Below are 25,474 nucleotides of genomic sequence, written 5' to 3' on the forward strand. Positions count from 1 at the left end.
GCCGGGCCGGTGCCTCCTGATTTAGCTAAGGCATACCTTACGTAAGAAGTCTTTACCGTCGACACCCGGCCCCCTGCCCTGCCCGAACCGTTACCTCCCGGGCGCGCGGCGGGCGGCGGCGCGGGCCGTCCAGCGGCCCTCCTGGCGGGTGATCCGGATCGGGTGGCCGAAGGTCGCGCTGATCAGCTCCGTGGTCATCACCTCGTCCACCGGACCGGCCGCCAGGCACTCGCCCTCGCGCAGCAGCAGCGCGTGGGTGGTGCTCTCCGGCAGCTCCTCCAGGTGGTGGGTGACCAGCACGCTGGCCAGTTCGGGGTGCTGGTGGCGCAGCAGGTCCAGGCTGTCCAGCAGCAGCTCGCGGGCGGTCAGGTCGAGACCGGTGGCGGGCTCGTCGAGCAGCAGCAGGCGGGGGCTGGGCATCAGCGCGCGGGCGATCAGGGCCCGGCCGCGCTCGCCCTGGGAGAGCGTGGTCCACGGGGCGTCCGCCATCGCGGCCATGCCGAGGGTCTCGATCAGCTGCTCGGCCCGCTCCACCGCCTCGGGGGCGGGCTTGCGGTGCCACTCCGGCTCGATGGTGTTGGTGTGGCCGGTGAGCACCACCTCGCGCACGCTCAGCGGCGAGCGCAGCGGGTGGCGCGGGTTGACGTGCCCGAGGTGGGCGCGCAGTTCACGGATGTCGACCCGGCCGAGCCGGCGGCCGAGCACGTCCACCGTGCCGCGGGTGGGGTGGGAGACCGCGCCGAGCAGGGCGAGCAGGGTGGACTTGCCCGCCCCGTTGGGGCCGAGCAGCGCCCAGTGCTCGCCGGGCTGGATCTCCAGGGTGATGCCGCGCAGCAGGTGCCGGCCGTCGCGTACGACGTCCACGTCCTGGGTGCGCAGCAGCGGGCCGTCGAAGGACGGGGCCATGGTGCGGTTCTCCGATCACGGTGCCGGTCAAGGGGGTGGTCGGCGCCGCACCGGACCGGCCCGGCGCCGACCGTCCGCGTGCACAGTACAACCGTCGGCCCGGGGCGGCCCCGCGGCATCCGAGGGGTGGACCGGGACGGCCGGGGGCGGAATCACCAGAACCCTGTCGTCCGGGGTGAGTTGGGAGGAGGATTGGGTCCTTCCGAGGGGGACAGGGGGAGGTCCGACGATGACTGCGGATCCGAGGGCGACGGACGGGGAGCGGGCCGCCGCCACGCTGCACGAGCTGGTCGAACGACAGGCCCGCCGGGCACCGGAGGCGGTGGCGGTGCGGTGCGGCGGCGAGGAGCTGACGTACCGGGAGCTGGACGAGCGGGCGGTGCGGCTGGCCGCCCACCTGGCGGGGCGCGGGCTCGGCCCGGGCGGCCGGGCGGCCGGGCGGCCGTCGCACTGGGCCGGGGCACCGAGGTGTACGTCGCCCTGCTGGCGGTGTTGAAGACCGGCGCCGCGTTCGTGCCGCTGGAGCCGACCGCGCCCGACGCCCTGCTGCGGCACGTCCTGGGCGACGCCGCGCCCGCATTGCTGCTGACGGAGCGCCGCCACCTGGTCCGGCTGGCCGACGCGGGCCCTGCGGAGCCGGTCTGCCTGGACGAACTGGACCTGCCTGAGCGGGAGTTCGTGCCGCCGGAGGTCTCCCCCGAGGACGTCGCCTGCGTCTTCTACACCTCCGGCTCCACCGGCCTGCCCACCGGCGCCCTGGTCGAGCACCGCAACCTGCTGGCCGCGTACGCCGGTTGGCGCGAGGTGTACGGGCTGACGCCCGCCGACCGGATCCTGCAGACGGCGAGCCTGGAGTTCGACGTCTTCACCGCTGACTGGGTGCGCGCCCTGGGCACCGGCGCGACCCTGGTGGTCACCGCCTTCAACCTCACCCTGGAGCGCACCGCCGACCTCGCCGCGCTGCCCGCGCTGGTGGCGCAGGAGCGGATCACGGTCATGGAACTGAACGTCCGCACGGCGCGCCGGCTCACCGACCTGCTGGCCGCGACCGGCTCCGGGCTGCCCGGCGTGCGGCTGCTCACCGTCGGCGCCGAGAAGTGGTACCTGGACGAGCAGTTGGGCCTGCAACGGCTGCTCGGCGGGGACACCAGGGTGCTGAACGTCTACGGCCTGGCCGAGGCCACCGTCGACAGCACCTGGTTCGAGGTCCGCGGCGCGGCCGCCGCCGAGGGCGCGGAGCGGGTCTCGCTGGTCGGCCGGCCCTTCCCCGGCACCCGGGTGTACGTGCTGGGCCCCCAGGCCACCCCGGTGGCGCCCGGGCGGGTCGGTGAGATCGCGATCGCGGGCTCCGGCCTGACCCGCGGCTACCTCAACCGGCCGCTGGACACCGCCCGGCGCTTCGTGCGCGCCGACTACGACCCGGACGGGAAAGTGCTGCTCACCGGCGACCTCGGGCGGCTGCGGGCGGACGGCGTGCTGGAGTTCGTCGGCCGGGCCACCACCGTGGTCGGCCCGCTCGGCACGGACCGGGCGACCACGGTGACCACCCGGGTCAAGGCGGCGGCCCGCGCCGAGGGCGCGCTGCGCGCCCATCCGTCGGTCCGGGAGGCCGCCGTGGTCGAGGTGCGGCCCACACCGGGGAAGCCGGTGCTGGTCGGCTACGCGGTGCCCACCCAGGGCGTTCCGGAGGGGGTGGACGGCTGGTCGCTCACCCAGTACCTGCTGACCGAGCTCAAGGGCTTCTCGGCGCCGGCCGCGGTGGTCGTCGTCCCGGAGCTGCCGCGCACCCGGGCCGGGAAGCTGGACCGCGCCGAGCTGCCGCTGCCGGCCCCGCCGGAGCACACCGCGCCGCGCTCGGCCAAGGCGGGCGGCAGCCGCAAGGGCGGCGGGAAGGCCGGGGGCGGGGCGGGTGCCAAGGACGCGGCGGGCTGCCTGGCCCTCTTCCTCACGGTGACCGCCACCATCGTCTCCCGGGCCCTCACGGACACCTTCTTCCCCGGGTCGACGGACCTTTCGGGGGTGCCCGGCGCGTACCACTTCTGGTTCGGCCTGCTCTACTTCTGCGAGTGCGCCGCCTTCGGCGCCGGGCTGGCCTTCCTGGTCCTCGGCCTCCCGTCGGTACTGCGGCTGGGCCGCTCGCCCGGGCTGTCGGTGCTCACCTACCTGTCCGTGTTCTGGCTGCTCGCCAACTGGTGGCCGCAGGACAACCTGTACCGGCTGACCGCGGCCGACGACTGGCCGCGCGAGACCACGATGGTGTACGTGTTCAACATCCCGCTGATGCTGGCCGCGGTGATCGTGGTGATCTTCCTGCTGCGCAAACCCGTGCCACGGGTGGTGAACTGACGGTTCGTCAGCTCAGTTCGTCAGCTCAGTTCGTCAGTTCAGTTCGTCAGCTCAGTTCGTCAGTTCAGTTCGTCAGCGCAGTTCGTCAGCGCAGTTCGTCAGCGCAGTTCGTCAGCGCAGGGCCTCGAACATTCCGGTCAGGGCGTGGTTGGCCGCCGCGACCAGTGCCTGCGCGGCGTCCAGCGCCTCGGCGTCGGGCCCGGCCAGGGCAAGTCCGACGGCGGGCTCCGGGTCGTGAGCGGCCGTCGGGATCAGCGGCAGCAGGGTGACGCCGAGCCGGGCGCAGCGCGGGCGCAGTCGGTCGAGGTGCCCGTGCAGCGCCTCGGGGGCGAGCCGGGCGCCGAGCGGCAGCGCATCCAGGGTGCGGACCAGGTGGCCCGGGCCGCGCACCCGGTCCAGCCGCTCGCGCAGCACGAAGGCGACGGCGGGGCCGGTGAGCCGCAGGTTGATCTCGGTGGGGGCGAGGCGGCGCTGCCGGTCGGTGACGAAGTCGACGTCGTACCAGCCGCGGTAGCCCTCGGCGGCCAGCCGCTCCCCCACCGCCAGGGCGAAGCCGCGGGCCGTGTCGGCGGCGGCCCGCGGCACGGTGCCGGGGCCGACGGTGACGCCCTGGTAGCGGGTGCCGGCCACCTCCATGGCGCCGGCCCCGACCGGGTGCACGGTGCCGTCCGGGCCGATCACGGCATCGTAGGTGACGTCCCGCAGCCGGGCGGCCGGGCCCGGGTCCACGTACTCCTCCAGCAGCAACTCGCCGTCCGGTGGGAGGAGTTCGGAGCGCACCAGGCGGCGCAGCAGGGCGCCTCCGCCGCCGGCGGCGAACAGTCCGGCGGGCTCGACCACGACGGTGCCGTAACCGCCCACGCCGTACGGGCTCTTGAGGACGGTGGTCAGGCCCCGGACAGCACGGACGGTGAGTCTGCGCGCGGCGCGACGACGGCTCTCCGCGCGCTCCTGGGCGGGGACGACGATCCCGGGGTGCTCGGGGGCGAGGGCGGTGAACAGCCCGTGCGCGGCGGCCTTGGACTCGTAGCGGCGGACGGCGGCCAGCTCGGGCCCCTCGCCCTGCGCGGTGGTGCGGCCCCAACTCACCACCGGACGGCCGGAGTCGGCGATCCTGGCGGCCAGTGTGGGGCGGGCGGCGAGCGCCTCGGCGAGCGTCCGGTCGGCGGCCACCCCGGTGTGCACCTCGACCGGCCCCCAGGCCAGTTCGCGGCCCAGCCAGTCGGTCCAGGCCCGGTCGACCTCGGCGGGCAGCACCAGCACGGCCGGTTCCGGGCTGTAGCCGACGGCCAGACAGGCGTAGTGGTGCGCCTGCCGCAGCCGCCGCGCCCGCTGGGCGGCGTCCATGCCCGGGGCGAAGAACTGGGCGTTGAAGTCCGCGACGTTGCCCAGGTGCACCGCCGCCCGCCCGCCGGTCCAGGCCCCCACCCATCCGTCCATGGAGCGGAAGCATAGGGCGTCGCAGCGCCGACGGGCCCCGCCTCGGTAGTCGACCGTCACGACGGCAGTGTGGACGGCTTGTTAAGTTCCGATCATTTTTGACTGGACCAGGACACAACTTGGCAAAGTTATGACTTTTCCTCTAGCCCGACCTGACTGATCGCCGTCAATCTCGGTCGCAGCTCTTTGCAGCCCCTTTTCCTGCACCCCACCCCCACTGGAGTCAGAGTGAGCCCCAACTCCTCCTCCCGTCGTGCCCGCACGGCCGGAGCGATAGCCGTCGTCGCCGCCCTCGCCGCCGTGGCCGTCCCCACCACGGCCTCCGCCGCCCCGGTCGGCCGCGAGGCCGCGATCGCCCAGGCCCGCGCCAACGTCACCCACAACCCCGGGGTGTTCGGCTACGGCGCGGGCCAGGACCTCGTCCTCAAGGACGTCGTCCTCGACCCCGACGGCACCTCGCACATCCGCTTCGACCGCACCTACCAGGGACTTCCCGTGGTCGGCGGCGACCTGGTCGTCCACCAGGACGCCCGCGGCAGGCTCAAGGACTCCTCCCGGGCGGCCGCCCACGACGCCGCCGTGAAGACCACCGTCCCCAAGGTCCCCGCCCAGGCCGGCGCCGCCGACGCGCTCTCCGCCGCACCCGGCGTCCGGGACGCCACCAGCAGCCCCGAACTGGTCGTCTGGGCCGCCGACGGCACCCCGCGACTGGCCTGGCGCACCGTCGTCGAGGGCACCGGCGAGCACGGCCAGCCGGCCGGCAAGGTCGTCGTCACCGACGCCACCACCGGCGAGCAGATCGAGTCCTACGACGCCGAGCACCAGGCCGCCGGCACCGGGAACTCCGAGTACACCGGCCAGGTCACCGTCGACACCACCCCGGCCAACGGCGGCTACACCCTCACCGACCCGGTCCGCGGCCACGTCACCAAGGACGCCGGCAACCTGTCCGCGAGCTCGATCAAGGCGAGCTCCGGCACCCCGTTCACCAGCACCACCAACGTCTGGGGCGACGGCAGGAAGTTCTCCACCGACCGTGCCACCGCCGCCGTCGACGCCCACGCCAACACCGCCTGGACGTACGACTACTACAAGAACGTGCACGGCCGGAACGGCATCAAGAACGACGGCAAGGGCGCCACCGTCTTCGTGCACGTCGGCACCAACTGGGACAACGCCCAGTGGTCCGACAGCTGCTTCTGCATGATGACCGGCGACGGCGACGGCACCACCGACCCCGAGCAGGTCGACCTCGACACCATGGGCCACGAGATGACCCACGGCGTCACCAGCGCCACCGCCAACCTGCGCTACAGCGGCGAGTCCGGCGGCCTCAACGAGTCGACCAGCGACATCTTCGGCACCATGGTCGAGTGGTACGCCAACAACAGGATCGACACCGGCGACTACCTGTTCAGCGACCAGTCCACCCCGCCGTGGCTGCGCCGCTTCGACAAGCCCTCGCTGGACGGCAAGTCGGCCGACTGCTGGAGCAGTTCGGTCGGCAAGCTGGACGTCCACAACTCCTCCGGCGTGGGCAACCACTGGTTCTACCTCGCCAGCGAGGGCAGCGGCAGCAAGACCGTCAACGGGGTCGCCTACAACAGCCCCACCTGCAACAAGTCCACGGTCACCGGCATCGGCAACCAGAAGGTCGCCAAGATCTGGTACCGCGCGCTGACCGTCTACATGACCTCCACCACCAACTACAAGGGCGCCCGCGCCGCCTCGCTCAACGCCGCCCGCGACCTCTACGGCGCCGGCAGCACCGAGTACAACGCGGTCGCCGCGGCCTGGAGCGCCGTCAGCGTCAACTGATGCGTCAGGCAGTGCGTCAAGTAGTGCGTCAAGTAGTGCGTCAACCAGTGTGCGGAGATCAGCTGTTGAACCCGACGTGGACGTGGTCGTGATGGGTGTCGTCGGTGAAGAACTGGTTGCCGACGCCCGCGATCGCCACCGGCCCGCCCACGTTGTACGAACCGGCCGCCGCCGCATCCCGCATGAAGGACTCGATCAGCTGCCGGGGAGTGGTCGGGTCCACCACCGCCCGGCCGTCGATCCGCCAGACGTCGAAGGCCCGGCCCAGCGGATGGTCGCTGGGCCGGGTCGTCCCGAAGACGTCCAGGGGGTGGCCGGTGCGTACCACGCTCACCGACAGCGCGTACGGACCGGCCAGCCGCAGCATCGCCGTCAGGACGGTGTCGTGGACGGTGCCGCTGAGCAGGTCGGCGGCGGCCTCGGGCGGCAGTTCGATCCTCGGCTCGGCCAGCACCTTCGCCACCGCGGGGGCGGGTGAGGCGGTGGCCGGGCCCGGGTCCCCCGGGTTCACGGCGGTGACCGTCCAGCGCGGCGTCGCCCGGCTCAGCCGGACGTCCACCGTGATGCCGCCAGCCGCCACCGAGCCGTCCGGCCGCCTGGTCCACTGGCGGCAGACCACCAGCACGCTCGCCGAGTCGGCGAGGATCCCGCCGTACTGGGCGTCGATCACCTCCAGGGCCGCCTCCGGCGCCGCCGGGGCGAGCCGCCCGGCCCCGTCCGCCAGGCCCGGCGGCAGGCCCAGCGCGGCCACCCGGGCCCGGGCCGCCCCGGCTCCCTGTCCGCCGGGCGGCCAGGCGCCGAGCGCGGCGACCAGCTCGACGGCGCGGCGCTTGACGTCGGGCTGGATCTCGCCGGGGCCGGGCTGCCAGAGCGGCGGGGTGGGCAGCGGGGTCGGGGGCTGGGGCGCTGTCGGGGACGGGGCCGTCGTGGGAGTCGGGGTGGGCCGGTCGGTCGAGTGCGGGGTCGGCGGCGAACTCGCCGGGGCAACGGCGGACTTCGCTCCGCTCGTACAGCCCACCGCGCCCAGCAGCACCGCCGCCGCACCCGCCCGCAGCACCCCGCGTCGGCCCGTACCCCGGCCACCGTCTCCGCTCGTCATGCCGTCAGTATGCGACCGGCGGCCGGGCCGGGGCGCGGGCGTCAGCCCAGACGGCGGATCGGCTCACCCGCCAGGAACGCCGCGATGTCCTCCACCGCCTCGGTGAAGTACCGCCGGTAGTTCTCCTGCGAGACGTACCCCAGGTGCGGGGTGGCCAGCAGCCGGGGCGCGCGGCGCATCGGGTGGTCGGCGGGCAGCGGCTCGACGTCGAAGACGTCCACGGCGGCCCCCGCGATCCGGCCGCCGGTGAGGGCGGCGAGCAGCGCGTCCTGGTCGACGATCGCCGCCCGGGAGGTGTTCACCAGGTAGGCCTCCGGCTTCATCAGGGCGAGCTCGGCGGCGCCGATCAGCCCCCGGGTACCCGAATTGGAAGCGAGGTGGATCGACACGAAGTCGCTCTCCCCGAGCAGTTGCTCCTTCGAGGCGGCCCGACGCACACCGGCCGCGGCCGCCCGTTCGTCGGTCAGGCTCCGGCTCCAGGCGAGCACCTCCATGCCGAAGGCCAGCCCGACCCGGGCCACGGCGCCGCCGATCCGGCCGAGGCCGAGCACTCCGAGCGTCCGGCCGTGCAGATCGGCCCCGACGGTGCTCTGCCAGGGCCCGCCCTCGCGCAGCGCGGTGTTCTCCTGGACGATGCCGCGGGCCAGACCCAGCAGCAGCGCCCAGGTCAGCTCGACCGGCGGGGTGCCGGAGCTGGCCGTACCGCAGACGGTGACGCCGTGCGCCGCGGCGGCCGGGAGGTCGATCACCGAGTTGCGCATGCCGGAGGCGATCAGCAGCTTGAGGCGGGGCAGCCGGGTGAACAGCGTGGCGGGGAACGGCACCCGCTCGCGCAGGGTGACCACGATGTCGAACCCGGCGAGCGCGGCGGCCAGTTCCGCCTCCGAGGCGTGGTGCTCGCGGAAGGCGGTCACCTCGACCCGGTCGGCGACCGGGGTCCAGTCGGCGGAGCTGGTGGCGACGCCCTGGAAGTCGTCCAGGACGGCGCAGCGAAGGAGCGGAAACGTCATGCCCGCAGCTTCCCAGACGGCGGCGGGCCGGGGGGCCGCAGGCCGTAGCGGTCCCGGTCTCGTTCCCGGTTCCCTTCCCGATCCTCTTCCTGTTCCCGGACGATCCACGGGGGCTCGCCGAGCCTGGCCCGCAGGACGGCCATCGGGTGGCGCAGCTCCCGGGGGTCGAACAGGCCGTCCCAGCCGTGCTGTTGGATGTCCAGCAGGTCGTGCATCCCCTCGCCGAGCTCGATCAGGGCGCGCAGCACCCGGGTGTCCTGGTGGGTGAGCGGGACCTCCCGGCCGTCCACGGTGGCGATCCGGGTGGCCAGGTCGAGGACGATGCGGCCGTCGAAGGCGGTCAGCGGGCCCGGCGACTCGTTCACGGGGTGTTCCTGCTCCATGCCGGGCAGCCTATCCATTGCAGCCCCGCGCCGAACTCCCCCCGGCCCGAGGGCGCGTGACCGGCGGATCGGGTTCGTGGCCCTGGCCAGGTAAGCCGGGGGAACAGCGGCCGAGAGAGCGGCCGCGCCGCTCAGCCGTCCGGGGCGAGCAGCGCCTCGGCGGTGGCCGTCCGGGCGTACAGCACCCAGCGCCCGGCGCGGTGGGCGCTGACCAGGCGGGCGTCCCGCAGCGCCGTCAGGTACTGGGAGACGGCCGAGGGCGACAGGCCGGTGCGGTGGGCGAGATCGGTGGTCGAGGCGGGGGCGGCGAGTTCGGCGAGCAGCAGGGCGCGGGAGCGGCCGAGCACCGCGGCCAGGGCCGCCGTGCCGGGGGCCGGTGCCTCCGCAGTCCAGAGACGGCCGATCCCCCGTGCCGGGTAGGCGAGTTGGGGCGGGGCCGGCGGGGCGAGCAGGGTGAACAGGCCGGGGCCGGTGAACGCGGAGGGGATCAGCAGCAGGCCCGGCCCGGCGGTGCGGCGGGGCATCGGGCGGGAGCGGTGGCTCAGCCGCAGGGCGCCGTCGGTCCAGCGCAGTTCGGCGTGCAGGTCGTTCAGCACCCGCTCGGCGCCGTGCTCGGCGGCCTGCCGGGCCCGGTACAACACGTCGGCGTCGAGCACGGCGCGGATCCGCGCCCAGTACGGCGCGAGGGCCAGCTCCCAGTAGGCCTCGACCGCCTCGGCGAGCCGGGCCAGCCCGGCCTCCGGGTCGGCGTGCAGGGCCCGCAGCCTCGGGCCGAGCCCGCCCTGGTCCGCGTGGTGCGCCCTGTTCGCCCGGTGCGCCCGGTGCGGCCGGTACGGCCGGAGCGCCCGGTCCGCCCGGTCCGCCTGGTCCGCCGCCAGCCGGTCCAGGTCGCGCCGGACCTGCGCGGCGGGGGTGGCCCGGATCGCGGCGAGTTCCCCGGCCAGGGTCGGCGCAGGGCCGGTCGGGGCCGGGTTGAGGAAGTCCGGCACGTAGCCGGTGGGCGGCACGAGTTCGGCGAGCAGCCCGTACGCCGGGCCGAGCGCCGCCAGCCGGGGCCGGACCTGCTCCACCCAGGGGCCGTGGACGGCGTGCGGCACTCCCGAGCGCAGCAGGCGCAGGCTCGGCCCGACCTCCCACATGGGTGCGACCACGAACCGCATCCGGGCCAGGTCGCCCGCCGTGAACAGCAGTTCCGCCAACGCCCGCCCCCGTGGATTCACACATGTCCGAATCAGTGGCGATCAGGTTAGTTCAATGGCGATCATGACCAGCATGACTTCCGACACCACTCTGACCGCCCCCTCCGTGTCCGCCGCCTCCTCCGGCACCTGGCAGCTCGGCGACCGCACCGTCCACCGGATCGGCTTCGGCACCATGCGCCTGCCGCAGACCGGACCGGCGCTCGTACCGGACGCCGTACCGCGCGACCGCGACCAGGCCCTGCGGGTGCTGCGCCGTGCAGTCGAACTGGGCGTCAACCACATCGACACCGCCGCCTTCTACTTCTCCCCGCTGCGCTCCGCCAACGAGCTGATCAACAGCGCCCTCGCCCCGTACTCCGACGACCTGGTGATCGCCACCAAGGTCGGCCCGGCCCGTGGCACCGACGGCCAGTGGATCGACCACGCCCGCACCCCCGAGGCCCTGCGCGCCCAGGTCGAGGAGAATCTGCGACAGCTCGGCCGCGACCACCTCGACCTGGTCAACCTGCGCATCCTGGGCACCGACTCGATCGCCGAGCGCTTCGGCGCACTCGCCGAGTTGCGGCAGGCCGGACTGATCCGGCAGCTCGGCCTCTCCAACGTCCACCCGCACCAGCTCACCGAGGCCCAGGCCATCGCCCCGGTCATCTGCGTACAGAACCCGTACGGGATCGGCGCCTCGGCCGCCCAGGACGAGGTGCTGCGGCTCTGCGGCGAGCAGGGCATCGCCTTCGTCCCGTTCTACGCCATCGCCGGCGCCGGGCGGGAGGGCGGCGCCGGCGGGACGGAACCCGGCGAGGTCCGGACGGTGGCCGAGGCACGCGGTGTCAGCACCGCCCAGGTCCGGCTCGCCTGGACCCTCCACCGGGGCCCGCACGTGCTCGCCATCCCGGGCACCGGCGACGTGGCGCACCTGGAGGACAACATCGCGGCCGGCGCCCTGCGGCTGACGGCCGAGGAGCTCGCCCTGCTGAACCGGGCCCACACCGGCTGACCGGGAACCACCACCGACCGAACGGGCGTCACTCCGGGGCCAGACCGTCGCACCGAACGAACCCCGGAGCCCGCCCGTGCCCGACAGCGCCACCCGCTACCTCTACCTCGCCCGCCACGGCGAGGCCGCCCACCACAGCCCCACGGACAAGGAGTCGGGGCGCGAGCCGGAGGGCGAGCCGGAGGAGGGCGGCGGACTCACCCCCACCGGCCGCCGGCAGGCCGTCCTGCTCGGCCGCCGCCTGGCGGAGCGCCCCCTCACGGCCGTCCACCACGGGCCGCTCCCCCGGGCCGCGCAGACCGCCCGGCTGATCGGGGAACAGCTCGGCGGGGTACCGGTGTCGGCCTGTGAGGAGGCCGGCGACTACGTCCCGTACGCGCCATCGGCCGACGAACTGCCGCCCGACAGCGCAGAGTTCCTGCTGCGCTTCCTGGCCGGAGCCTCCGCCGAGGAGCTCTCCCGCGGGCCGGAACTGGCCCGCCGGGCCGTCGACCGCTTCACCGGACCGGTCGACGGCCCCGAGGACCGGCACGAACTGGTCGTCACCCACGCCTTCCTGATCGGCTGGCTGGTCCGCCACACCCTCGATGCCCCCGCCTGGCGCTGGCTCGGCCTCAACGCGGCCAACGCGGCGCTCACCGTGCTCCGCTTCGCTCCCGGCCGCCCCTCCGCTGTCCTCCTCCTGAACGACCAGTCCCACCTGCCCGAGGACCTGCGCTGGACGGGCTTCCCGCCGGAGCTGCGGGCCTGAGCAGCCGTCGCGAGGCCTCCGCCCGAGCTGGCACGTCGGTACGAGGGCGGGCGGGCCGGTCGACAGGCATGCGGCCGCCGGGAATGCGGCCGCCAGAAATGTGGTCGACAGGAATATGCAGACCGGTCTACAGTCTCCGTCCATGGGAGCAAAGGGCGAGGAGACCCGGGCCCGGCTGGTCGCCGGCACCCGGGAACTGATCGAGCAGCACGGGTACTCCGGCACGGGCCTCAACCAGGTCCTGGCCATCACCGGCGCACCGCGCGGCTCCCTCTACTTCCACTTCCCCGGCGGCAAGGACCAACTGGTCGCGGCCGCACTGCTGCAGTCCGGCCAGGAGGTCGCCGACCTGCTGACCGGACTCGCCGCCGACGGAGCCGACGCCGCAGCGCTGGGCCGGCACCTCACCGAGGTGTTCGCGGACCGCCTGGCCCGCTCCGACTACACCAAGGGCTGCCCCATCGCCACCGTCGCCCTGGAGGTCGCCGGCACCAACGAGGCACTGCGCGCCGTGTGCGCCGAGGTGTACGAGGGCTGGCAGCGCATCCTTGCCGAGCAGCTGACCGCCGGCGGCTTCCGCCCGGCCGAGGCCGCGGTGGCCGCCGGCCAGGCCCTGGCCCTGCTGGAGGGCGCGGTGCTGCTGGCCTCGGTCCGACGCAGCCGCGAGCCCCTGGACGACGCCCGGCACGCCGTCCTCCACCTCCTCGGCGCGAAGGCGTCCGGCCGCTCGTAGCCGTCGCACGGGCACCCCGTGGCCGTAGCCGTAGCCGTATCCGTGGCCATGGCCGGCCGGTTGCCGCGCCGACCGCCCGTCCAAGAATATGCAGACCGGTCTACAGACCAACTGTGCCTGCCATCCCACCAACCCCTCCCCCTCCCCCTTCCACTCCCCGCCCTGCCCCGCCCCACCATGACCAGAAATTATGCAGATCGGTCTACAGAAATATGCCGACCGGTCCACAGAAAGCAGGGAACACTCATGCCATCCGCTCCCCCGCACCCGCTCCCGCAGACCCTCGTCCTGGGCGCCGGCGGCTTCCTCGGCCGCTGGCTGATTCTCGAACTCCTCGGCCGCGGCGAGCCCGTGGCCGCCGCCGTCCGCACCACCGGGAGCGGCACCGCCCTCCGCGCCTGGCTGCGCGAGCACGACACCGACCCCACCCCGCTGACCACCGTCACCGCCGACCTCACCCACCCCGGCCTCGGCCTCTCCCCCGAGGACGACGCCCGCCTCGGCGAGGTCCGCGACGTCCACAACCTCGCCGCGCGCTACCAGTTCGGCCTCACCCGCGCCCAGGCCGAACCCGCCAACCTCCACAGCGCCCTCCACGCACTGCACTGGTCCGCGACCCGCCCCCGGCTGCGCCGCCTGGTCCACCTCTCCGGCTACCGGGTCGGCCGTGACCCCCACCCCCGCCACCCGCTCGACCAGGGCGCCGCCGCCGCCCTCTACGCCCGCCTCGGCGCCTACGAGGCCTCCAAGCAACTCGCCGACGCCGCCGTCCGCGTCACCGCACCCCGGCTCGGCGTCCCGCTCACCACCGTCAACCCGAGCAGCGTCATCGGCCACTCGGCCACCGGCGAGGCCGGCCAGTACCTCGGCCTCGCCCAACTGGTCCACCAACTGCACCGCGGCCGCCTCCCCCTGCTGCCGGGCACCCGCCGCACCTTCGTCCCCGTCGTCACCGTCGACCACCTGGCCCGCTTCCTGGCCGCCGTCCCGGCACACGACCACGCGCCCAGCGCCGCCCACACCGTCCTCGACCCGACCACCCCCGCCCTCCCCGACCTGGTCGCCCTCCTCGCCACCCACCTCGGCGTGCGCCCACCCCGCGGCCTGATTCCCGTCCCCCTCGTCCGCCGTCTCCCCCGCGCCCTCACCGGAGCCGACCCGGAGACCCTCAGCTTCCTCTCCGAGGACCGCTACGACACCACCTCCGCCGACCACCTCGCCACCGCCGCCGGCCTCACCCACCCGCCCCTCACCCCCGCCCTCCACCACTGGGCCGACCGCCTCGTCCACGACGCCTTCGGCACCCGATAGCCACCCCCACCCCGCACCGGAAGTCGACCCACCCGACTTCCGGTGCACCCCACACCCACCCGCCACAAGTGGACCGTCTGAATCACCGGTTGAGGTCTGCCGTCGCGTGATGCCCAATGAGCCCGGGATCGAGCCGCTGCTGCCGGATCCGGCTCCGAAGAACGGTTGGCGTTGGCGCGCGGACGATGCTGGCGTCGACCGCCACGACTCTGCCGAGATCGCCTTCGGCATCGGCCTAACTGATCGTTTCAGAATGAGTTGAGCCGCGGGTCTTGCGCTCGACAATCTTGGTCGGCAGGGTGTCCGAGGTGCCTGCTGATCTTGTTCCTGACGACCTGTGGGAGCGGGTGGCCCCGCTGCTGCCACCTGCTCCCGAACGGCGCCACCGTCATCCCGGGCGGTTGCGTGTTCCTGACCGAACAGCACTCGCCGGCGTCCTGTTTGTGCTGCGGACCGGTCGCCTGGGGCGACGTCCCGGCGGAGACGGTGGGGTGCTCCGGAGTGACGGCTTGGCGCCGGCTGCGGGACTGGACCGCGGCCGGCGTCTGGCCACGACTGCACGCCGCCCTGCTGGCCGAGCTGCGTCGTGCCGACCTGCTGGACCTGAATGACTGTGCCGTGGACGGCTCACACATCCGAGCCCTCAAAGGGGGGACCATGTCGGCCCCTCGCCCGTTGACCGTGCCCGCCCCGGCTCCAAGCATCACCTGATCGTCGACCGGCACGGAACCCCGCTCGCCGTCACGCTCACCGGCGGCAACCGACACGACGTCACCCAGCTCCTGCCGCTGCTGGACTCGGTACCACCGATCCGGGGCCTGCGGGAACGTCCCCGCCGCAAGCCCCGGCGGCTATACGCGGTTTCTAGCGGTCGTTGCAACACGTGGTCGGTTTGATCAGGCCGCGATGAGTTTATGCAGGCGCTCGGCTGGGGTTTCCCAGCCGAGCGTTTTGCGTGGGCGGCCGTTGAGTTCGGCGGCGACGAAGGCCAGGTGCTCCGGGCCGTGGAGGGACAGGTCGGTGCCCTTGGGGAAGTACTGCCGCAGTAGGCCGTTCGTGTTCTCGTTGGAGCCGCGCTGCCAGGGGCTGGCCGGGTCGCAGAAGTAGACCGGGACGCCGGTGGCGACGGTGAACGAGCCGTGGGAGGCCATCTCGGAGCCCTGGTCCCAGGTGAGCGAACGCACCAGGTGCGCGGGCAGGGTCTGGACGGTTTCCACGAGGGCGTCGCGCACGTGCTCGGCGGTGCGGCCGTTCGGCAGGTGCAGGAGCATCACGTAGCGGGTGTGGCGTTCGACCAGCGTGCCGATCGCGGAGGCGTTGTCCTTGCCGATGATCAGATCGCCCTCCCAGTGCCCGGGGACGGCGCGGTCCCCGGCCTCGGCCGGGCGGTCGCTGATCATGACCATCGGGGTGGCGAACCTGGGCTGGCGGCAGTTGGCCTGGCGATGCGGTTTGCGGCGCGCGCGGCCACTGCGCAGGGCGCCCGCCAGCTCGCGGCGCAACTCGCCCCGGCCCTGGACGTAAAGGGCCTGGTAGACGGTCTCGTGGGCCACGTGCATCTCCGGCCGCTCGGGGAAGGTGTCCCGCAGAGCCTGGCAGATCTGCTCCGGGCTCCACTTCTTGTCCAGGTGGTCCTGGATGAAGTCCCGCAGTTCCCGGTTCTGCCCGATCTTCCCCGTCTTCGGACGGGGCCGGCGGGCATCGGCGCGGGCCTGAGCGGCGTGGGGCCGGTAACTCCCGCTGACGGGATGGCAGTTGCGGTGGATCTCCCGGCTGACCGTGGACGGGCTGCGGCCCAGCTCGGCTGCGATCTCGCGAACGCCGGCCTTCTCCCGCAGCCGGTCGGCGATGTGGATCCGCTCGTCCTCGCGTAGGTAGCGGGAGGATCCTGCGGACAGGCGGGAGGGCGCCCGCTCGGGTCGAGCGGGCGCCCTGAACCTGTTCGGGTCCGTCCGGCCGTTGCGCCACTCGCGTCCGGTGCGCGGGTGGACGCCCACCAGCCGGGACGCCTCTGTGTTGCCGTAGCCCTGATGCACGAGCCGGAAGTATTCCTCCCGCTCGGCACGGAGCTTCCTGGACCCCTGCGGTTTCCGGTCCTCACGGATCTCGAAGTCCATCGCATCCCCTGAGCTGGGGTGTTGCGACGACCGTTAGAACCCAAGATACGCGGACCGGGGCTACGATTTCGACAAGTACAGGCGCCTGCTGTGGAAGCGAGGCATCAAACCCCTGATCGCCCAACGCGGCGTCGCCCACAGCTCCGGGCTGGGCAAGGTGCGCTGGGTGGTCGAGCGCGCCTTCGCCTGGCTCCACCAGTTCAAACGCCTCCGCACCCGCTACGAACGACACTCCGATCTCCACCAGGGCCTGCTCGAACTGGCCTGCAGCCTCATATGCCTCCGCCGCCTGCGAACCTCATCCTGAAACGATCAGGTGGCTACGCTGAACCACCCCGGCCGTACCTCGGTCAGAAGCGGTTGCAGCGACCTCACGGCGGACCGCAGGTCGTCATCCGTGATGTCCACAGGCTCCGGCAGGCTCAGCCCGTACCGGCGCAGCCGCCAGAGGTCGAAGACTTCGCTCCCGTCGGCTGCGAAGTCCACATCGATCTCAGCGCCGTCGTCGCGCACGAAAAGGCACCCGGCCCCATGAACCATGTAGGAGTAGGTGCCGATGTGCCCGCTCCGGCTGATGATCCGGCGCGAACGGACCAGGCCCAGGACATCTGCGAGTCGCTCAAGCGAGGGGATCGCCGCCCTCATGGCCTCGTCAACCACGCTCAGAGCGTGGACGTAACCGAGCACGAGCTCCCGTGCAGCCCCAACCCGTTCCATACGGCGTCATCCCCCCTGAGCCCGTGGCTGAAGGGATTGTTCCATAGGCAGCCAGCGTCTCCGCAGGACGGCATTCTGAAACGATCAGTAAGCGAGCAGGGCGGTGGAGATCCTCTCCCAGGTTCCGACAGCGGCCCGGTTCCTCAGTTGCTCGTGGGCGCCACTCCAATGGTCGGGGGCAAGCAGCCCACAGCTTGGCCCAGTCACCGCGCGCACAGCCGGTCCAGGGCCGCGCGGCTCTCCTCATCTGCGGCGCGGTAGACCAGCAGGCGCAGTTCCGGGTCCTGGAGCGGCAGCAGGACTTCGAAGTCGACGGTGATCGCACCGGCGACCGGATGCCGCAGCAACTTTCGGCCGCGTCCGTTGACGCCGACCTCCCGCTCCGACCACAAGCGGGCGAAGTCCTCGTCCTGCGTGGCGAATTCGGCGATGAGGCCGGACAGTTCCCGGTCCTGCGGATGCGCGGCCCATGCCGCGCGCAGGTGGGCGATCCCGTCCCGCAGCACCTGCTCCCGGTCGACGTAGAAGCCGCGCATCGCCGGGTGCAGGAGGCACAGCCACATCGCGTTTCGCCGTGACGGCGGCACAGCCTCGAAGTCCGGTAGCAGCCGGTCCATTTCGGGGTTCCAGGCGAGGATGTCGTAACGGTGGTCCAGCAGCATGGCCGGCAGCGGCGAGAGGTCATCCACCAGGCGGGCCAGCGACGGCGCCGCACCGGCGGCCGGCCCACCGGTGGTGCCGGGCCGGCGGTGTCCGGCCAGGTCGAAGAGGTAGTCGCGTTCACTCGGGTTCAGGCACAGGGCCCGGGCCAGCGCCGCCAGCACCTCCGCGGAGGGCCGCAGCCCCCGGCCCTGCTCCAGCCGGACCACGTAGTCGGTGCTGACCCCGGCCAGTTCGGCGACCTCCTCCCGGCGCAGTCCGGGCGTCCGCCGGGGCCGCCGGTGCGACGGCAGGCCCAGCCGGTCGGGGTCGAGGCGTTCGCGCCTGCTGCGCAGGAAGGCGGCCAGCTCCTGGGTGGTGTCCATGGTTCGGGTCGTCATGACCGGTGCAACCGCCAGGGTGGGACCGGCCTTCCCAGGAAGTGCCGTCCCTTATCCGGGGCCGACCGCCGCCGCAGACTCGGTCCCGGCAACGGAACGCGAGCACACGCGAGCACAGGAGGACCTGATGGCACTGGCCTTGGACGACTACCGGCTGCTGGGCCGCTCGGGACTGCGGGTCTCACCGCTGGCCCTGGGTACGGCGACCTTCGGCACCGAGTGGGGCTGGGGCGCCGAACGGGCCGAGGCCCGCAAGCTGTTCGCCCGCTACGTCGGGCTCGGCGGCAACCTCCTCGACACCGCCGACACCTACACCGACGGCAGCTCCGAGCGACTGCTGGGCGAGTTCGCCCGCGAGGAGCGCGAACGCCTGGTGCTGGCGACCAAGTACTCGACGCTGCGCCGCCCCGGCGACCCCAACTCCGGGGGCGGTCATCGTAAGGCCCTGTTCGGTTCGGTGGAGGGGAGCCTGCGGCGGCTGGACACCGACTACCTCGACCTGCTGTACCTGCACGTCTGGGACTTCCGGACGCCGGTCGAGGAGGTGCTACGCGGCCTGGACGACCTGGTCCGGCAGGGCAAGGTGCTGTACGTGGCGATCTCCAACACCCCGGCCTGGCAGGTGTCCCGGATGCAGGCGATCGCCGACCTGCGCGGCTGGTCGCCGCTGGTCGCGCTGCAGGTCGAGTACAGCCTGATCGAACGCACCGCGGAGCGCGACCTGATCCCGATGGCCCGGGAGCTGGGCCTGGGCGTGGTCCCGTACTCGCCGCTGGGCGGCGGGGTGCTCAGCGGCAAGTACGGCCGGGACGACCTGAGCGCGACGGGCGCCGCCGCCGGCGACGGAACCCGCAGGGGCGTCAACCTCGTGCTGGGCACGCTCACCGAGCGCAATCTTTCCGTGGCCGGGGCCGCCCGGGAGGTCGCCGCCGAGCTGGGCCGCACCCCGGCCCAGGTCGCGCTGGCCTGGACCTTGCGGAACCCGGGCGTGGCGACCACGCTGATCGGGGCGCGCACCCCCGCCCAACTGGAGGAGAACCTGGGCGCCCTGGAGGTCGAGTTCACGGCCGCCCAGCTGGCCCGCCTGGACGCGGCGAGCGCGATCGAGCTCGGCCAGCCGCACGACCTGCTGGCGAGCGACCACATCCGCCGGGTGACCACGGGCGGCCTGCGGATCGAGACCCGCCGCTGAGGGCCGACGGTCAGCCTGGGCATGCGCTGCCGCCAGCCTTGCGGTGCCGGATCCGCCGTCAGTCCTCGCCGGTCAAGTGCTTGATGATGTCGCTGGCGGCGAGGTGCAAGGGCGGGGCGAGTCCCCGATTTCGGGTTGGAGCCGTGGGAGAGTCCGTCGAGCACTCGGGCGCTACCACGCACCTCTCGCCCACACGTCGGTCCCGCGCAGTACGACCATTACCGCGTGCCCCGTCGAGCGACGGGGCACGCGCCCCGCCGGTCGGAAGGATTTGCGAGCTATCGGAAAGTAGTGCTCAAGTGTCAATCAAATGACCTTGTTTGACGCCTCATCAGCACCGTAGCGTGCTGCCAGCCTGACGCCGGGCGCCGGGGGCAGTCCGCGGAAAATCCCCGACGGCGGCATGTGCATTCTTCAAAGCTTCGATGTCGACATCGACAGAAAGGGGGGCTCTTTCCGTGCGCTCCAGGATTCTCAAGTCAGACACGCCCTAGGGGCGGGAGATCGCGACGAGGCCACGAGGCGTCTGCGTCAGGCCACCGGCCTGGACCTCGCCAATGCCTACCTACTGGTCAAACAGCTGGCAGAAGCGGCGGACTGAGTCCGTGCGGGGTGCTCTGATCAGGTCCTCCTACGCGAGGCGTGCCACGGCCAGGGCCAGTGCGCGGTCGAGCGCCGCATCGGGGTCGCACGGTACGTCGGGACGGACGCCGGTGCCCTCCCAGTTGGCGCCCGAGACCGGGTTGAGCGCGCGGGCGACCGGCACGCTGAGCTCCAGGTTCGGGTGCACCGTCCAGCCCTCGCGCGGGTGCGCCCCGCCCCGGGTGGCCTCCCCGACGACCTCGGCGCGGCCGAGCTGCTGGAGGTCGTAGGCGAGTTCCTCGCCCGCCGAGAAGGTGTTCCCGCTGGTCAGCACGTAGAGCGGCTTGCTGCCGCCGAAGCGGGCGCCGGGCACGAACGGGGGCGTCCAGGACTGCTCGGCCACCTCGCCCTGCCGCGAGAGCAGGGTGTTGAGGTGCGTACGGCGGTCGAGCAGGTAGCCGCAGACGAAGGCGACCGTGTCCGGGTCGCCGCCGGTGTTGCGGCGCAGGTCCAGGACGAGGGCGCGGGCGGGGGCCACCAGCGAGAGCGCCGCGGCCAGCGGCTGTGCCGCCCAGTCCAGCGGGAACATCTTGGGCCCGATCTCCAGGACGGCGACGCCGCGGTCGAGGAGTTCCACCCGCGGCACACCGCCCAGGGAGGAGTCGAAGTCCCGCCGCATCGCTGCGAGTACGGCCGCGCCGCGCTCCGGCGGCACCGGCACGGCGTGGTGCTTGAGGGCCAGGTGCAGGTCGCCGTTGACGGACCGCAGGTCGGTGGTGACCGCGTCGGCCAAGTCCTCGATGTTCAGGGGTCGGTAGCAGCCCTCGGCGTTGCGGCGGCGCAGCAGGTCCGCCAACTGCCGGGCGGCGTCGGGGAAGACGTAGTTCTCGCCGACCAGGTCGGCGATCGACTCGACGACGGCGACGGCGTCCAGCGGCACGGACAGCGGCACGGACAGCGACTCGGGCACCGGCACGGACAGCGACTCGGGCAGCGACGTGGGGGAAGGTGTGGAGGTCATGGGAGGGAGTAGACCAGCGACTTGCAAAAGCGTCAACCGTACTTAACGCTTGACCGGGTGAGCCATCAACAGGACGAAGTCGAAAGCGAAGACGTGCAGCGGATCACCACGCCGCTCCAGCACACCGCGCTCGCCCACCCCATGCGCCAGCGCCTGCTGTTCGCCCTCAGCACCCGGCCGTCGACGATCAGCCGACTCGCCGCGCAGCTGGGAGCGAACAAGGGCAGCGTCTCCCACCACCTCAGGGTGCTGTGCGAGGCGGGGCTGGTCCAGGACGCGGGAACGCGGCGGGTACGCGGCGGCACCGAGAAGTACTACCGGCGGACCGCCGAACGACTCCTCGTCGCCGAACCTCGGGCCGAGGGCACGGCCGCGCTGTTCGGGGCCGTCGCCCAGGAGCTGGACCGCTCGCCCGTCGACCATCTCATGACGCTGCGTCACCTGCGGCTCAGCCCGGCCAAGGCGGCGAAGCTGGCCGAGGCACTGGCCGCACTGGTCGACGGGGCCGAGGAGGACCCGGAGGGCGAGCCGGTGCACGGCCTCCTGGTGACGCTCTACCAGCAGGCCGGGGGGTAGCAGATGGCGGCCACCCCGGTCGGCCGCCGGTCGCAGATGGGCGGCCGACGTCGCCGGGCCAGGGACGGTGACACGCTGGGTGCGCGGGGCGCGGGGCGCTGCCCTTCCCCTCACCGGTTCGTGTGCGCCGCCGGTCTCCCCGTACGGCACGCACGTGTCACCGGATTTCGCCCGGGGCCCGGGGGTCGGCCCCCCGGGTCCGGCCCCCCGGGCTCCAGGCCCGGCCAATAGGCCCCTGGCCGAAGTGCCCCCAGCGGACGGCGATGACCAGCAGCACCCCGGCGGCGGTGAAGGCCGTCCCCGCGACGGCGGGGACCGCTGTCAGAGCAACGGCGGCGGAGGCCGGTGGCCGCGCTGGAAGACCAGCTCGGTCCAGCTCACGTCCGCGCGGGCGTGCAGGTCGGACCGCTCGCCCTGGTGGAGGAGGTGGAGGCCGTGGGCTTCCGCGAGGGCGGTGGTGCGGTCGGGCGGGAGGTCGAACATCCGGCGGCCGGGCGGGACGGGGCCGTGGCGCAGGGTGAGGGCGAGGCGGGCGCCGGGGGCGAGGAGGCGGGCCACAGCCCGCATGGCGGGCGGGCGTTCGGCGGGGGCGAGGTGCATCCACACGGCGGTGACCAGGACGAGGTCGTACTGCTCGCCCCGTGCCGTCAGCTCGGGCAGGTCGGGCAGGGCGTCGGCGATCCAGTGGATGCCAGCCCGGGGGTGCAGGCGGGCGCCGACGGCGCGCAGTTCGGGGGTCGGCTCGACGGCGGTGACCCGGTGGCCGAGGGCGGCCAGGGCGGCCGCGTCGCGGCCGGTGCCGGCGCCGATGTCGAGGACGGCGGCGGGCGCGGCCGGATAGAGGTGCAGCAGGGAGCGGTGGACCTCGGCGAAGTCCACGCTCTCGTACTGGACGGCGAGTTGTTCCGCCGCCTCGCCGTAGCCGACCGTCCCCGGCGGACGCTCCGGGTCCGCCAGGCGCGTCGGGTCGGCAGGGCGCCCCGATTCGGCGGGGCGTATCGGTTCGGTAGATCGCATCGGTTCCCTCATGCGGATTCCCGGACGACGACGGCATCCCCCGCAGCGGCCGCGCCGGCGAAGAAGTCCCGCAGTTCGCGCAGGTCGTTGACGACGCGGGCGGCCCAGGACTCGGACCAGGGCGGTTCGGAGTCGAGCTGGGCGACCCGCCGGGCGAGCACCGTGTCCTGCTGGCGGACGAGTTCGCCGAGCGCCGAGTCGCGCAGGAAGGTGAAGGCGGCGGCCACCTGGTCGGGCCGCAGCACCGGCATCCCGACCCCGATGTCACGGCGGGTGCCGCCGTAGACGGGGAGCCGGGCGGCCGGGTCGGGGTGGAGGCCGTTCTCGGTGAGGGCGAGTTCCATCAGGACGGCGGTCCGCCGTACGCCGAGGGCGAGTCCGGCGGCGACCAGCCGGTCGTAGCGGACGTCGCGGCTCCGGGGCACGAGTTCGCCGAGTTCCTCGGGCGAACAGGCGTCCACGGCCTGACCTGGCAGGCGGCGCCAGAAGTGATCCACGCTCACCCGGAAAGCGTAGCGAACCCGTCGTCGGGGCGATCACTGACTCAGGCTTCGCCGGGGTGCCAACTCGGCCACTCCCAGGGGCGGTCGGCCCAGTGCACCTTGACGGGGTCGTGCGGGTCGAGGTCGGGGAAGACCTGGTGGAGGCGGGGTTCGAACTCCTCGGGGGCGAGGGGTTCCCAGCCGTGGCCTTCGAGGTGGACGAGGCGGTAGCGACTGTCGGTCCGGAACTCGGCCACCTCGACCAGGTGTGCGGACGTGCTGTTGGTCTCCATGACCCCAGCATGTGGGTCGGCGGCAATCAGCGCCCGTCCAGGCCCCTCTTCCGGGTCATGTCCCGTGGTCGGCGCGCTCGTTGAGCACGGTAGAAACGGCGGGGGCGGCGCTGGAAGGACGAGCACATGACTGGGCAGCCCACCGGAGGACAGTGGCAGTGGCCGTCGAACGCCTGGCAACCACCTCCCGTCCCCCTCCCGATCCCGTCGCAGGCGGAACCGTTCCGCACGGCGCCCCCGCAGGCCGGGCCGCCGCAGGCGGAGCCGCCGCCCGGCGGCACACCTGCGCCGCGGCGCCGGTCGCGTAAGGCCCGGGCGGTGGCGGCCGGCGGGACGCTGGTGGTGCTGGCCGCGTTGCTGGTGATGTGCGGTCCGGGGTCGGGCGACGACGTCCGGGTGGTGGCCCTGCCGGAGGCCTCGCCGTCGGCCACGCCGTCCGGCCTGTTGCCGCTCGCTCCGCCGGCCGGCACGCCCTCGCCGTCCCCCGGCCCCTCCCCCACGCTGGCAGGCACCCCGGCCCTGCCGGGCGGCGGCGACCCGGCCTCGGCGGCCGCCCCGGGCAGCGGGGCGGAGCAGACGGGGGCCCAGCACGCCTCGGCCTCGCCGCACACCAAGGCGGGCCGCAGCCCGCGGCCGAGCCCGTCCGGCCGCCCGGCACCGAACGCGGGCCCGGGTGCGCCGGGGCTGCCCTCGCTCGGCCCGGGGACGATCTGCGACCAGGCGGAGCGGGTGGGCCGCTGGCCGGCCGGTTCCGAGCAGGCACGGCTCTGCCGCGGCGTCTACGGCTGACCGGAACGCCGACACCGACGCCCGCACCGACACCGACCTCCACGCCCGCATCCGCATCCGCGCCCACACCCACCGGCCGCACCAGGGCCCGATCGCTATACCACGGCGGGCCCGCCCCCGCCCCCGGAACGCCGGTGTTTCCCGAGGATCGGTGCCCTGCGGGGTGCCGGGCCCGGCAGTGCACGGCCCGGTGCACCAGCATGGTCGGCGAGAGGGCCGTCGGGAATCAACGGTGCGGTGGGTGCGAGGAGTTGCTCGGATGCAGATGCTGGCCGCATGCCTGTGGGGGCTCGGTGGCGCGGCTGCCATCGAGGCGTGGACCCTCCACGAGCGGATCAACTCCGTGGGCGGCTTCCCGTGGACGTACCGGGGGCAGATGAAGCCGGCCCCGTACGTCGTGGCGGTGGCGATCCGGCTGAGCGTCGGGGTGATCGTGACGGCGGCGTCCACCGCCTCGAACCAGGTGGCGGGCCCGGTGGGGGCGTTGGCGATCGGCATCGCGGCGCCGCAGATCCTGCAGCAGATGTTCGCGCGCGGCCCGTCACGTCCGGAGCTCCCCTCGCCGCCCCGGACCGGTGCCGAGCCACGGCCCGGACCGCGCCGGACCCCGATCGTGCCCCGGGTGGACGACAGGGTGAACAACCGGGTGAACGACCGGGTGAACGACAGGGTGGGCGTCAGGTACGGCCCCGCCGACGGGGCCGACCAGCGGAGGAGGCGTCGTGGCCGGTGATTCCGTACGGGACGGACGGGGGTCGGCGGCGGCCCGGCCCGCGGAGCCGCCGAGGGAGGGCTTCCGGACCTGGCTGCGGGCCGCGCTGGCCTTCGAGCCGCTCCGGGTGCCCGGCCCGGGCGCGGTGCTCCACAACGCCGAGCTGGCCGGAGCCGACCTGTCCGGGGCGGACCTGCGGGCGGCGGACCTGACGGGCGCGAGCCTGGCCGGCGCGCGCCTGCACGACGTGGACCTGAGCTCGGCGATCATGACCGACATCAACCTCTGCCAGGCCGAACTGTGGCGCGCCGACCTGTCGGACGCGACGCTGGACGACGCGAACCTGTACGCCGCCGACCTGTCCGGCGCCACCCTGGTGCGGGCCCAGCTCTTCAACGCCCACCTGGCGGGCGCCCGGCTCCGCGACACCCGGCTGCCGGAGTCCGACCTGCGCTACGCCCTGCTCACCGGCGCCGCCATGGACGGGGCGGACCTGCGCCGGGCCCAGCTGTGCGGGGCGGTGCTGGCCGGGGCGACGCTGCGCGGCGGCGCCCTGGCCAGGGCCGACCTGAGCCAGGCGTACGTCACCTCGGCGGACCTCACCGGCGCCGACCTGTCCCGCGCGATCCTGGACCACGCCTGCCTCGCGGCCGCCGTCCTGGTCGACGGGAACTTCACGGGCGCCGGCCTGGCCCACGCCGATCTGACCGACGCGGACCTGACCGGCGCCCGCCTGGACGGCGCCGATCTGATCGGCGTCAGCTGGTCGCTGCGGACGGAGTGGCCCGCCCACCTCTACATGGACATCCGCAGCCGCTCCGAGGAGGTGGGGCCGGGGGTGTTCCGGATCGTCGGGGCGGACTCCCGCCTGGAGGAGCTGCCCCGCGAGCCGGTGCTGATCTGAACCCACGGGGCAGTGCGGGGCGGCGCGGCCGCGCGGGCG

At 73.6% G+C, this 25,474-nt stretch carries 26 protein-coding genes and 2 pseudogenes; 15 read left to right on the forward strand and 13 right to left on the reverse strand.

Translation table 11 applies throughout. The features are described from left to right. Window positions 1–90 precede the first annotated feature (90 nt). Entirely contained in the window at window positions 91–906 is an 816-nt protein-coding gene (locus ACIQWA_RS01910) for an ATP-binding cassette domain-containing protein (protein ID WP_360230688.1), read from the reverse strand. A gap of 229 nt (window positions 907–1,135) precedes the next feature. Between ACIQWA_RS01910 and ACIQWA_RS01915 the strand changes: the two genes are divergently transcribed. After that, window positions 1,136–1,402 (forward strand): AMP-binding protein, encoded by a 267-nt coding sequence (locus ACIQWA_RS01915; protein ID WP_402476855.1) that lies wholly within the window; start codon window positions 1,136–1,138, stop codon window positions 1,400–1,402. Next, window positions 1,375–3,252, forward strand: coding sequence for an AMP-binding protein (locus tag ACIQWA_RS01920; RefSeq protein WP_402476857.1), 1,878 nt, complete (start codon window positions 1,375–1,377; stop codon window positions 3,250–3,252). The genes ACIQWA_RS01915 and ACIQWA_RS01920 overlap by 28 nt, the downstream gene beginning before the upstream one ends. Before the next feature lie 111 nt (window positions 3,253–3,363). Here ACIQWA_RS01920 and ACIQWA_RS01925 read toward each other — a convergent pair whose 3' ends face one another. Then, window positions 3,364–4,692, reverse strand: a complete 1,329-nt coding sequence (locus ACIQWA_RS01925; RefSeq protein ID WP_402476859.1) for a hypothetical protein — start codon at window positions 4,690–4,692, stop codon at window positions 3,364–3,366. Window positions 4,693–4,920: 228 nt separating this feature from the next. Between ACIQWA_RS01925 and ACIQWA_RS01930 the strand changes: the two genes are divergently transcribed. Then, window positions 4,921–6,510, forward strand: coding sequence for a M4 family metallopeptidase (locus tag ACIQWA_RS01930; RefSeq protein ID WP_402476862.1), 1,590 nt, complete (start codon window positions 4,921–4,923; stop codon window positions 6,508–6,510). A gap of 58 nt (window positions 6,511–6,568) precedes the next feature. On the opposite strand, the gene ACIQWA_RS01935 is transcribed toward ACIQWA_RS01930, so the two are convergent. The 4 genes from ACIQWA_RS01935 to ACIQWA_RS01950 all read right to left on the reverse strand — a co-directional run bounded on the left by ACIQWA_RS01935 (window position 6,569) and on the right by ACIQWA_RS01950 (window position 10,192). Next, window positions 6,569–7,609 (reverse strand): hypothetical protein, encoded by a 1,041-nt coding sequence (locus ACIQWA_RS01935; RefSeq protein ID WP_402476865.1) that lies wholly within the window; start codon window positions 7,607–7,609, stop codon window positions 6,569–6,571. Window positions 7,610–7,650: 41 nt separating this feature from the next. Further along, complete coding sequence (locus ACIQWA_RS01940) at window positions 7,651–8,619, reverse strand: D-2-hydroxyacid dehydrogenase family protein (RefSeq protein ID WP_402476868.1); 969 nt, start codon at window positions 8,617–8,619, stop codon at window positions 7,651–7,653. Further along, window positions 8,616–9,002 (reverse strand): hypothetical protein, encoded by a 387-nt coding sequence (locus tag ACIQWA_RS01945; protein WP_402476870.1) that lies wholly within the window; start codon window positions 9,000–9,002, stop codon window positions 8,616–8,618. The genes ACIQWA_RS01940 and ACIQWA_RS01945 overlap by 4 nt, the downstream gene beginning before the upstream one ends. Before the next feature lie 131 nt (window positions 9,003–9,133). Then, the gene (locus tag ACIQWA_RS01950) at window positions 9,134–10,192 is read right to left on the reverse strand and encodes a DUF5937 family protein (RefSeq protein ID WP_402477849.1); all 1,059 of its coding nucleotides are present in this window, start codon (window positions 10,190–10,192) and stop codon (window positions 9,134–9,136) included. Window positions 10,193–10,265: 73 nt separating this feature from the next. Here ACIQWA_RS01950 and ACIQWA_RS01955 point away from each other — a divergent pair, with 73 nt between their 5' ends. From ACIQWA_RS01955 to ACIQWA_RS01980, 6 genes and pseudogenes are all read left to right on the forward strand, one after another. After that, the gene (locus ACIQWA_RS01955; RefSeq protein ID WP_402476872.1) at window positions 10,266–11,198 is read left to right on the forward strand and encodes an oxidoreductase; all 933 of its coding nucleotides are present in this window, start codon (window positions 10,266–10,268) and stop codon (window positions 11,196–11,198) included. A 76-nt stretch (window positions 11,199–11,274) separates the two neighbouring features. Next, window positions 11,275–11,949 carry a histidine phosphatase family protein gene (locus ACIQWA_RS01960; protein WP_402476874.1) on the forward strand — a complete coding sequence of 225 codons (675 nt, stop codon included), beginning with the start codon at window positions 11,275–11,277 and terminating at the stop codon, window positions 11,947–11,949. A gap of 142 nt (window positions 11,950–12,091) precedes the next feature. Beyond that, window positions 12,092–12,682: a TetR/AcrR family transcriptional regulator gene (locus ACIQWA_RS01965; protein ID WP_402476875.1), complete on the forward strand. Its 591-nt coding sequence runs from the start codon at window positions 12,092–12,094 to the stop codon at window positions 12,680–12,682. A gap of 246 nt (window positions 12,683–12,928) precedes the next feature. Further along, entirely contained in the window at window positions 12,929–13,993 is a 1,065-nt protein-coding gene (locus ACIQWA_RS01970) for an SDR family oxidoreductase (RefSeq protein WP_402476878.1), read from the forward strand. A 109-nt stretch (window positions 13,994–14,102) separates the two neighbouring features. After that, window positions 14,103–14,255 carry a hypothetical protein gene (locus ACIQWA_RS01975; RefSeq protein ID WP_402476881.1) on the forward strand — a complete coding sequence of 51 codons (153 nt, stop codon included), beginning with the start codon at window positions 14,103–14,105 and terminating at the stop codon, window positions 14,253–14,255. Window positions 14,256–14,301: 46 nt separating this feature from the next. Continuing rightward, window positions 14,302–14,853: pseudogene (locus tag ACIQWA_RS01980) on the forward strand (IS5 family transposase); the annotation flags it as partial. Between the two features lie 36 nt (window positions 14,854–14,889). Here the strand turns inward: ACIQWA_RS01980 and ACIQWA_RS01985 are convergent. Beyond that, on the reverse strand, window positions 14,890–16,110 hold the full coding sequence (locus ACIQWA_RS01985; RefSeq protein ID WP_402476883.1) for an IS30 family transposase: 1,221 nt from the start codon (window positions 16,108–16,110) through the stop codon (window positions 14,890–14,892). Window positions 16,111–16,156: 46 nt separating this feature from the next. On the opposite strand from ACIQWA_RS01985, the pseudogene ACIQWA_RS01990 reads away from it, so the two are divergent. Then, window positions 16,157–16,417, forward strand: a pseudogene (locus ACIQWA_RS01990) (transposase); the annotation flags it as partial. Window positions 16,418–16,422: 5 nt separating this feature from the next. On the opposite strand, the gene ACIQWA_RS01995 reads toward ACIQWA_RS01990, so the two are convergent. Then, window positions 16,423–16,827: a DUF6896 domain-containing protein gene (locus tag ACIQWA_RS01995; protein ID WP_402476886.1), complete on the reverse strand. Its 405-nt coding sequence runs from the start codon at window positions 16,825–16,827 to the stop codon at window positions 16,423–16,425. A 203-nt stretch (window positions 16,828–17,030) separates the two neighbouring features. Next, window positions 17,031–17,867: a helix-turn-helix domain-containing protein gene (locus ACIQWA_RS02000; RefSeq protein ID WP_402476888.1), complete on the reverse strand. Its 837-nt coding sequence runs from the start codon at window positions 17,865–17,867 to the stop codon at window positions 17,031–17,033. Window positions 17,868–17,994: 127 nt separating this feature from the next. Between ACIQWA_RS02000 and ACIQWA_RS02005 the strand changes: the two genes are divergently transcribed. After that, on the forward strand, window positions 17,995–19,059 hold the full coding sequence (locus tag ACIQWA_RS02005; RefSeq protein ID WP_402476889.1) for an aldo/keto reductase: 1,065 nt from the start codon (window positions 17,995–17,997) through the stop codon (window positions 19,057–19,059). 631 nt (window positions 19,060–19,690) lie between these two features. Here ACIQWA_RS02005 and ACIQWA_RS02010 read toward each other — a convergent pair. Further along, on the reverse strand, window positions 19,691–20,662 hold the full coding sequence (locus ACIQWA_RS02010; protein WP_402476892.1) for a S41 family peptidase: 972 nt from the start codon (window positions 20,660–20,662) through the stop codon (window positions 19,691–19,693). A 57-nt stretch (window positions 20,663–20,719) separates the two neighbouring features. Between ACIQWA_RS02010 and ACIQWA_RS02015 the strand changes: the two genes are divergently transcribed. Next, entirely contained in the window at window positions 20,720–21,238 is a 519-nt protein-coding gene (locus ACIQWA_RS02015; RefSeq protein WP_402476895.1) for an ArsR/SmtB family transcription factor, read from the forward strand. A gap of 321 nt (window positions 21,239–21,559) precedes the next feature. Here the strand turns inward: ACIQWA_RS02015 and ACIQWA_RS02020 are convergent, their stop codons facing one another. From ACIQWA_RS02020 to ACIQWA_RS02030, 3 genes are read right to left on the reverse strand one after another with little or no spacing between them, the layout of a single operon-like run. Further along, entirely contained in the window at window positions 21,560–22,255 is a 696-nt protein-coding gene (locus ACIQWA_RS02020) for a class I SAM-dependent methyltransferase (protein ID WP_402476898.1), read from the reverse strand. 8 nt (window positions 22,256–22,263) lie between these two features. Then, on the reverse strand, window positions 22,264–22,758 hold the full coding sequence (locus ACIQWA_RS02025; protein WP_402476901.1) for a hypothetical protein: 495 nt from the start codon (window positions 22,756–22,758) through the stop codon (window positions 22,264–22,266). Window positions 22,759–22,799: 41 nt separating this feature from the next. Beyond that, a complete protein-coding gene (locus ACIQWA_RS02030; RefSeq protein ID WP_360230653.1) occupies window positions 22,800–23,030 on the reverse strand; it encodes a hypothetical protein in 231 nt (76 codons plus the stop codon). 126 nt (window positions 23,031–23,156) lie between these two features. Between ACIQWA_RS02030 and ACIQWA_RS02035 the strand changes: the two genes are divergently transcribed. The 3 genes from ACIQWA_RS02035 (at window position 23,157) to ACIQWA_RS02045 (ending at window position 25,435) form a co-directional block, all read left to right on the forward strand. After that, window positions 23,157–23,819, forward strand: a complete 663-nt coding sequence (locus ACIQWA_RS02035) for a hypothetical protein (protein WP_402476904.1) — start codon at window positions 23,157–23,159, stop codon at window positions 23,817–23,819. Window positions 23,820–24,078: 259 nt separating this feature from the next. Next, window positions 24,079–24,552, forward strand: coding sequence for a hypothetical protein (locus ACIQWA_RS02040; RefSeq protein ID WP_402476906.1), 474 nt, complete (start codon window positions 24,079–24,081; stop codon window positions 24,550–24,552). Further along, complete coding sequence (locus ACIQWA_RS02045; RefSeq protein ID WP_402476909.1) at window positions 24,542–25,435, forward strand: pentapeptide repeat-containing protein; 894 nt, start codon at window positions 24,542–24,544, stop codon at window positions 25,433–25,435. Before ACIQWA_RS02040 ends, ACIQWA_RS02045 begins: the two co-directional genes overlap by 11 nt. Window positions 25,436–25,474: the final 39 nt, after the last annotated feature.

Origin of the sequence: Kitasatospora sp. NPDC098652 (genome assembly GCF_044760155.1) — a bacterium.
Classification (GTDB): Bacteria; Actinomycetota; Actinomycetes; order Streptomycetales; family Streptomycetaceae; genus Kitasatospora.

Coding starts and splice junctions, on each gene's coding strand:
- ACIQWA_RS01910 (WP_360230688.1), bottom strand. CDS start 906: ATGGCCCCGTCCTTCGACGGCCCGCTGCTGCGCACCCAGGACGTGGAC.
- ACIQWA_RS01915 (WP_402476855.1), top strand. CDS start 1,136: ATGACTGCGGATCCGAGGGCGACGGACGGGGAGCGGGCCGCCGCCACG.
- ACIQWA_RS01925 (WP_402476859.1), bottom strand. CDS start 4,692: ATGGACGGATGGGTGGGGGCCTGGACCGGCGGGCGGGCGGCGGTGCAC.
- ACIQWA_RS01935 (WP_402476865.1), bottom strand. CDS start 7,609: ATGACGAGCGGAGACGGTGGCCGGGGTACGGGCCGACGCGGGGTGCTG.
- ACIQWA_RS01940 (WP_402476868.1), bottom strand. CDS start 8,619: ATGACGTTTCCGCTCCTTCGCTGCGCCGTCCTGGACGACTTCCAGGGC.
- ACIQWA_RS01945 (WP_402476870.1), bottom strand. CDS start 9,002: ATGGAGCAGGAACACCCCGTGAACGAGTCGCCGGGCCCGCTGACCGCC.
- ACIQWA_RS01955 (WP_402476872.1), top strand. CDS start 10,266: ATGACCAGCATGACTTCCGACACCACTCTGACCGCCCCCTCCGTGTCC.
- ACIQWA_RS01965 (WP_402476875.1), top strand. CDS start 12,092: ATGGGAGCAAAGGGCGAGGAGACCCGGGCCCGGCTGGTCGCCGGCACC.
- ACIQWA_RS01970 (WP_402476878.1), top strand. CDS start 12,929: ATGCCATCCGCTCCCCCGCACCCGCTCCCGCAGACCCTCGTCCTGGGC.
- ACIQWA_RS01975 (WP_402476881.1), top strand. CDS start 14,103: ATGCCCAATGAGCCCGGGATCGAGCCGCTGCTGCCGGATCCGGCTCCG.
- ACIQWA_RS01985 (WP_402476883.1), bottom strand. CDS start 16,110: ATGGACTTCGAGATCCGTGAGGACCGGAAACCGCAGGGGTCCAGGAAG.
- ACIQWA_RS01995 (WP_402476886.1), bottom strand. CDS start 16,827: ATGGAACGGGTTGGGGCTGCACGGGAGCTCGTGCTCGGTTACGTCCAC.
- ACIQWA_RS02000 (WP_402476888.1), bottom strand. CDS start 17,867: ATGACGACCCGAACCATGGACACCACCCAGGAGCTGGCCGCCTTCCTG.
- ACIQWA_RS02005 (WP_402476889.1), top strand. CDS start 17,995: ATGGCACTGGCCTTGGACGACTACCGGCTGCTGGGCCGCTCGGGACTG.
- ACIQWA_RS02010 (WP_402476892.1), bottom strand. CDS start 20,662: ATGACCTCCACACCTTCCCCCACGTCGCTGCCCGAGTCGCTGTCCGTG.
- ACIQWA_RS02020 (WP_402476898.1), bottom strand. CDS start 22,255: ATGCGATCTACCGAACCGATACGCCCCGCCGAATCGGGGCGCCCTGCC.
- ACIQWA_RS02030 (WP_360230653.1), bottom strand. CDS start 23,030: ATGGAGACCAACAGCACGTCCGCACACCTGGTCGAGGTGGCCGAGTTC.
- ACIQWA_RS02035 (WP_402476904.1), top strand. CDS start 23,157: ATGACTGGGCAGCCCACCGGAGGACAGTGGCAGTGGCCGTCGAACGCC.
- ACIQWA_RS02040 (WP_402476906.1), top strand. CDS start 24,079: ATGCAGATGCTGGCCGCATGCCTGTGGGGGCTCGGTGGCGCGGCTGCC.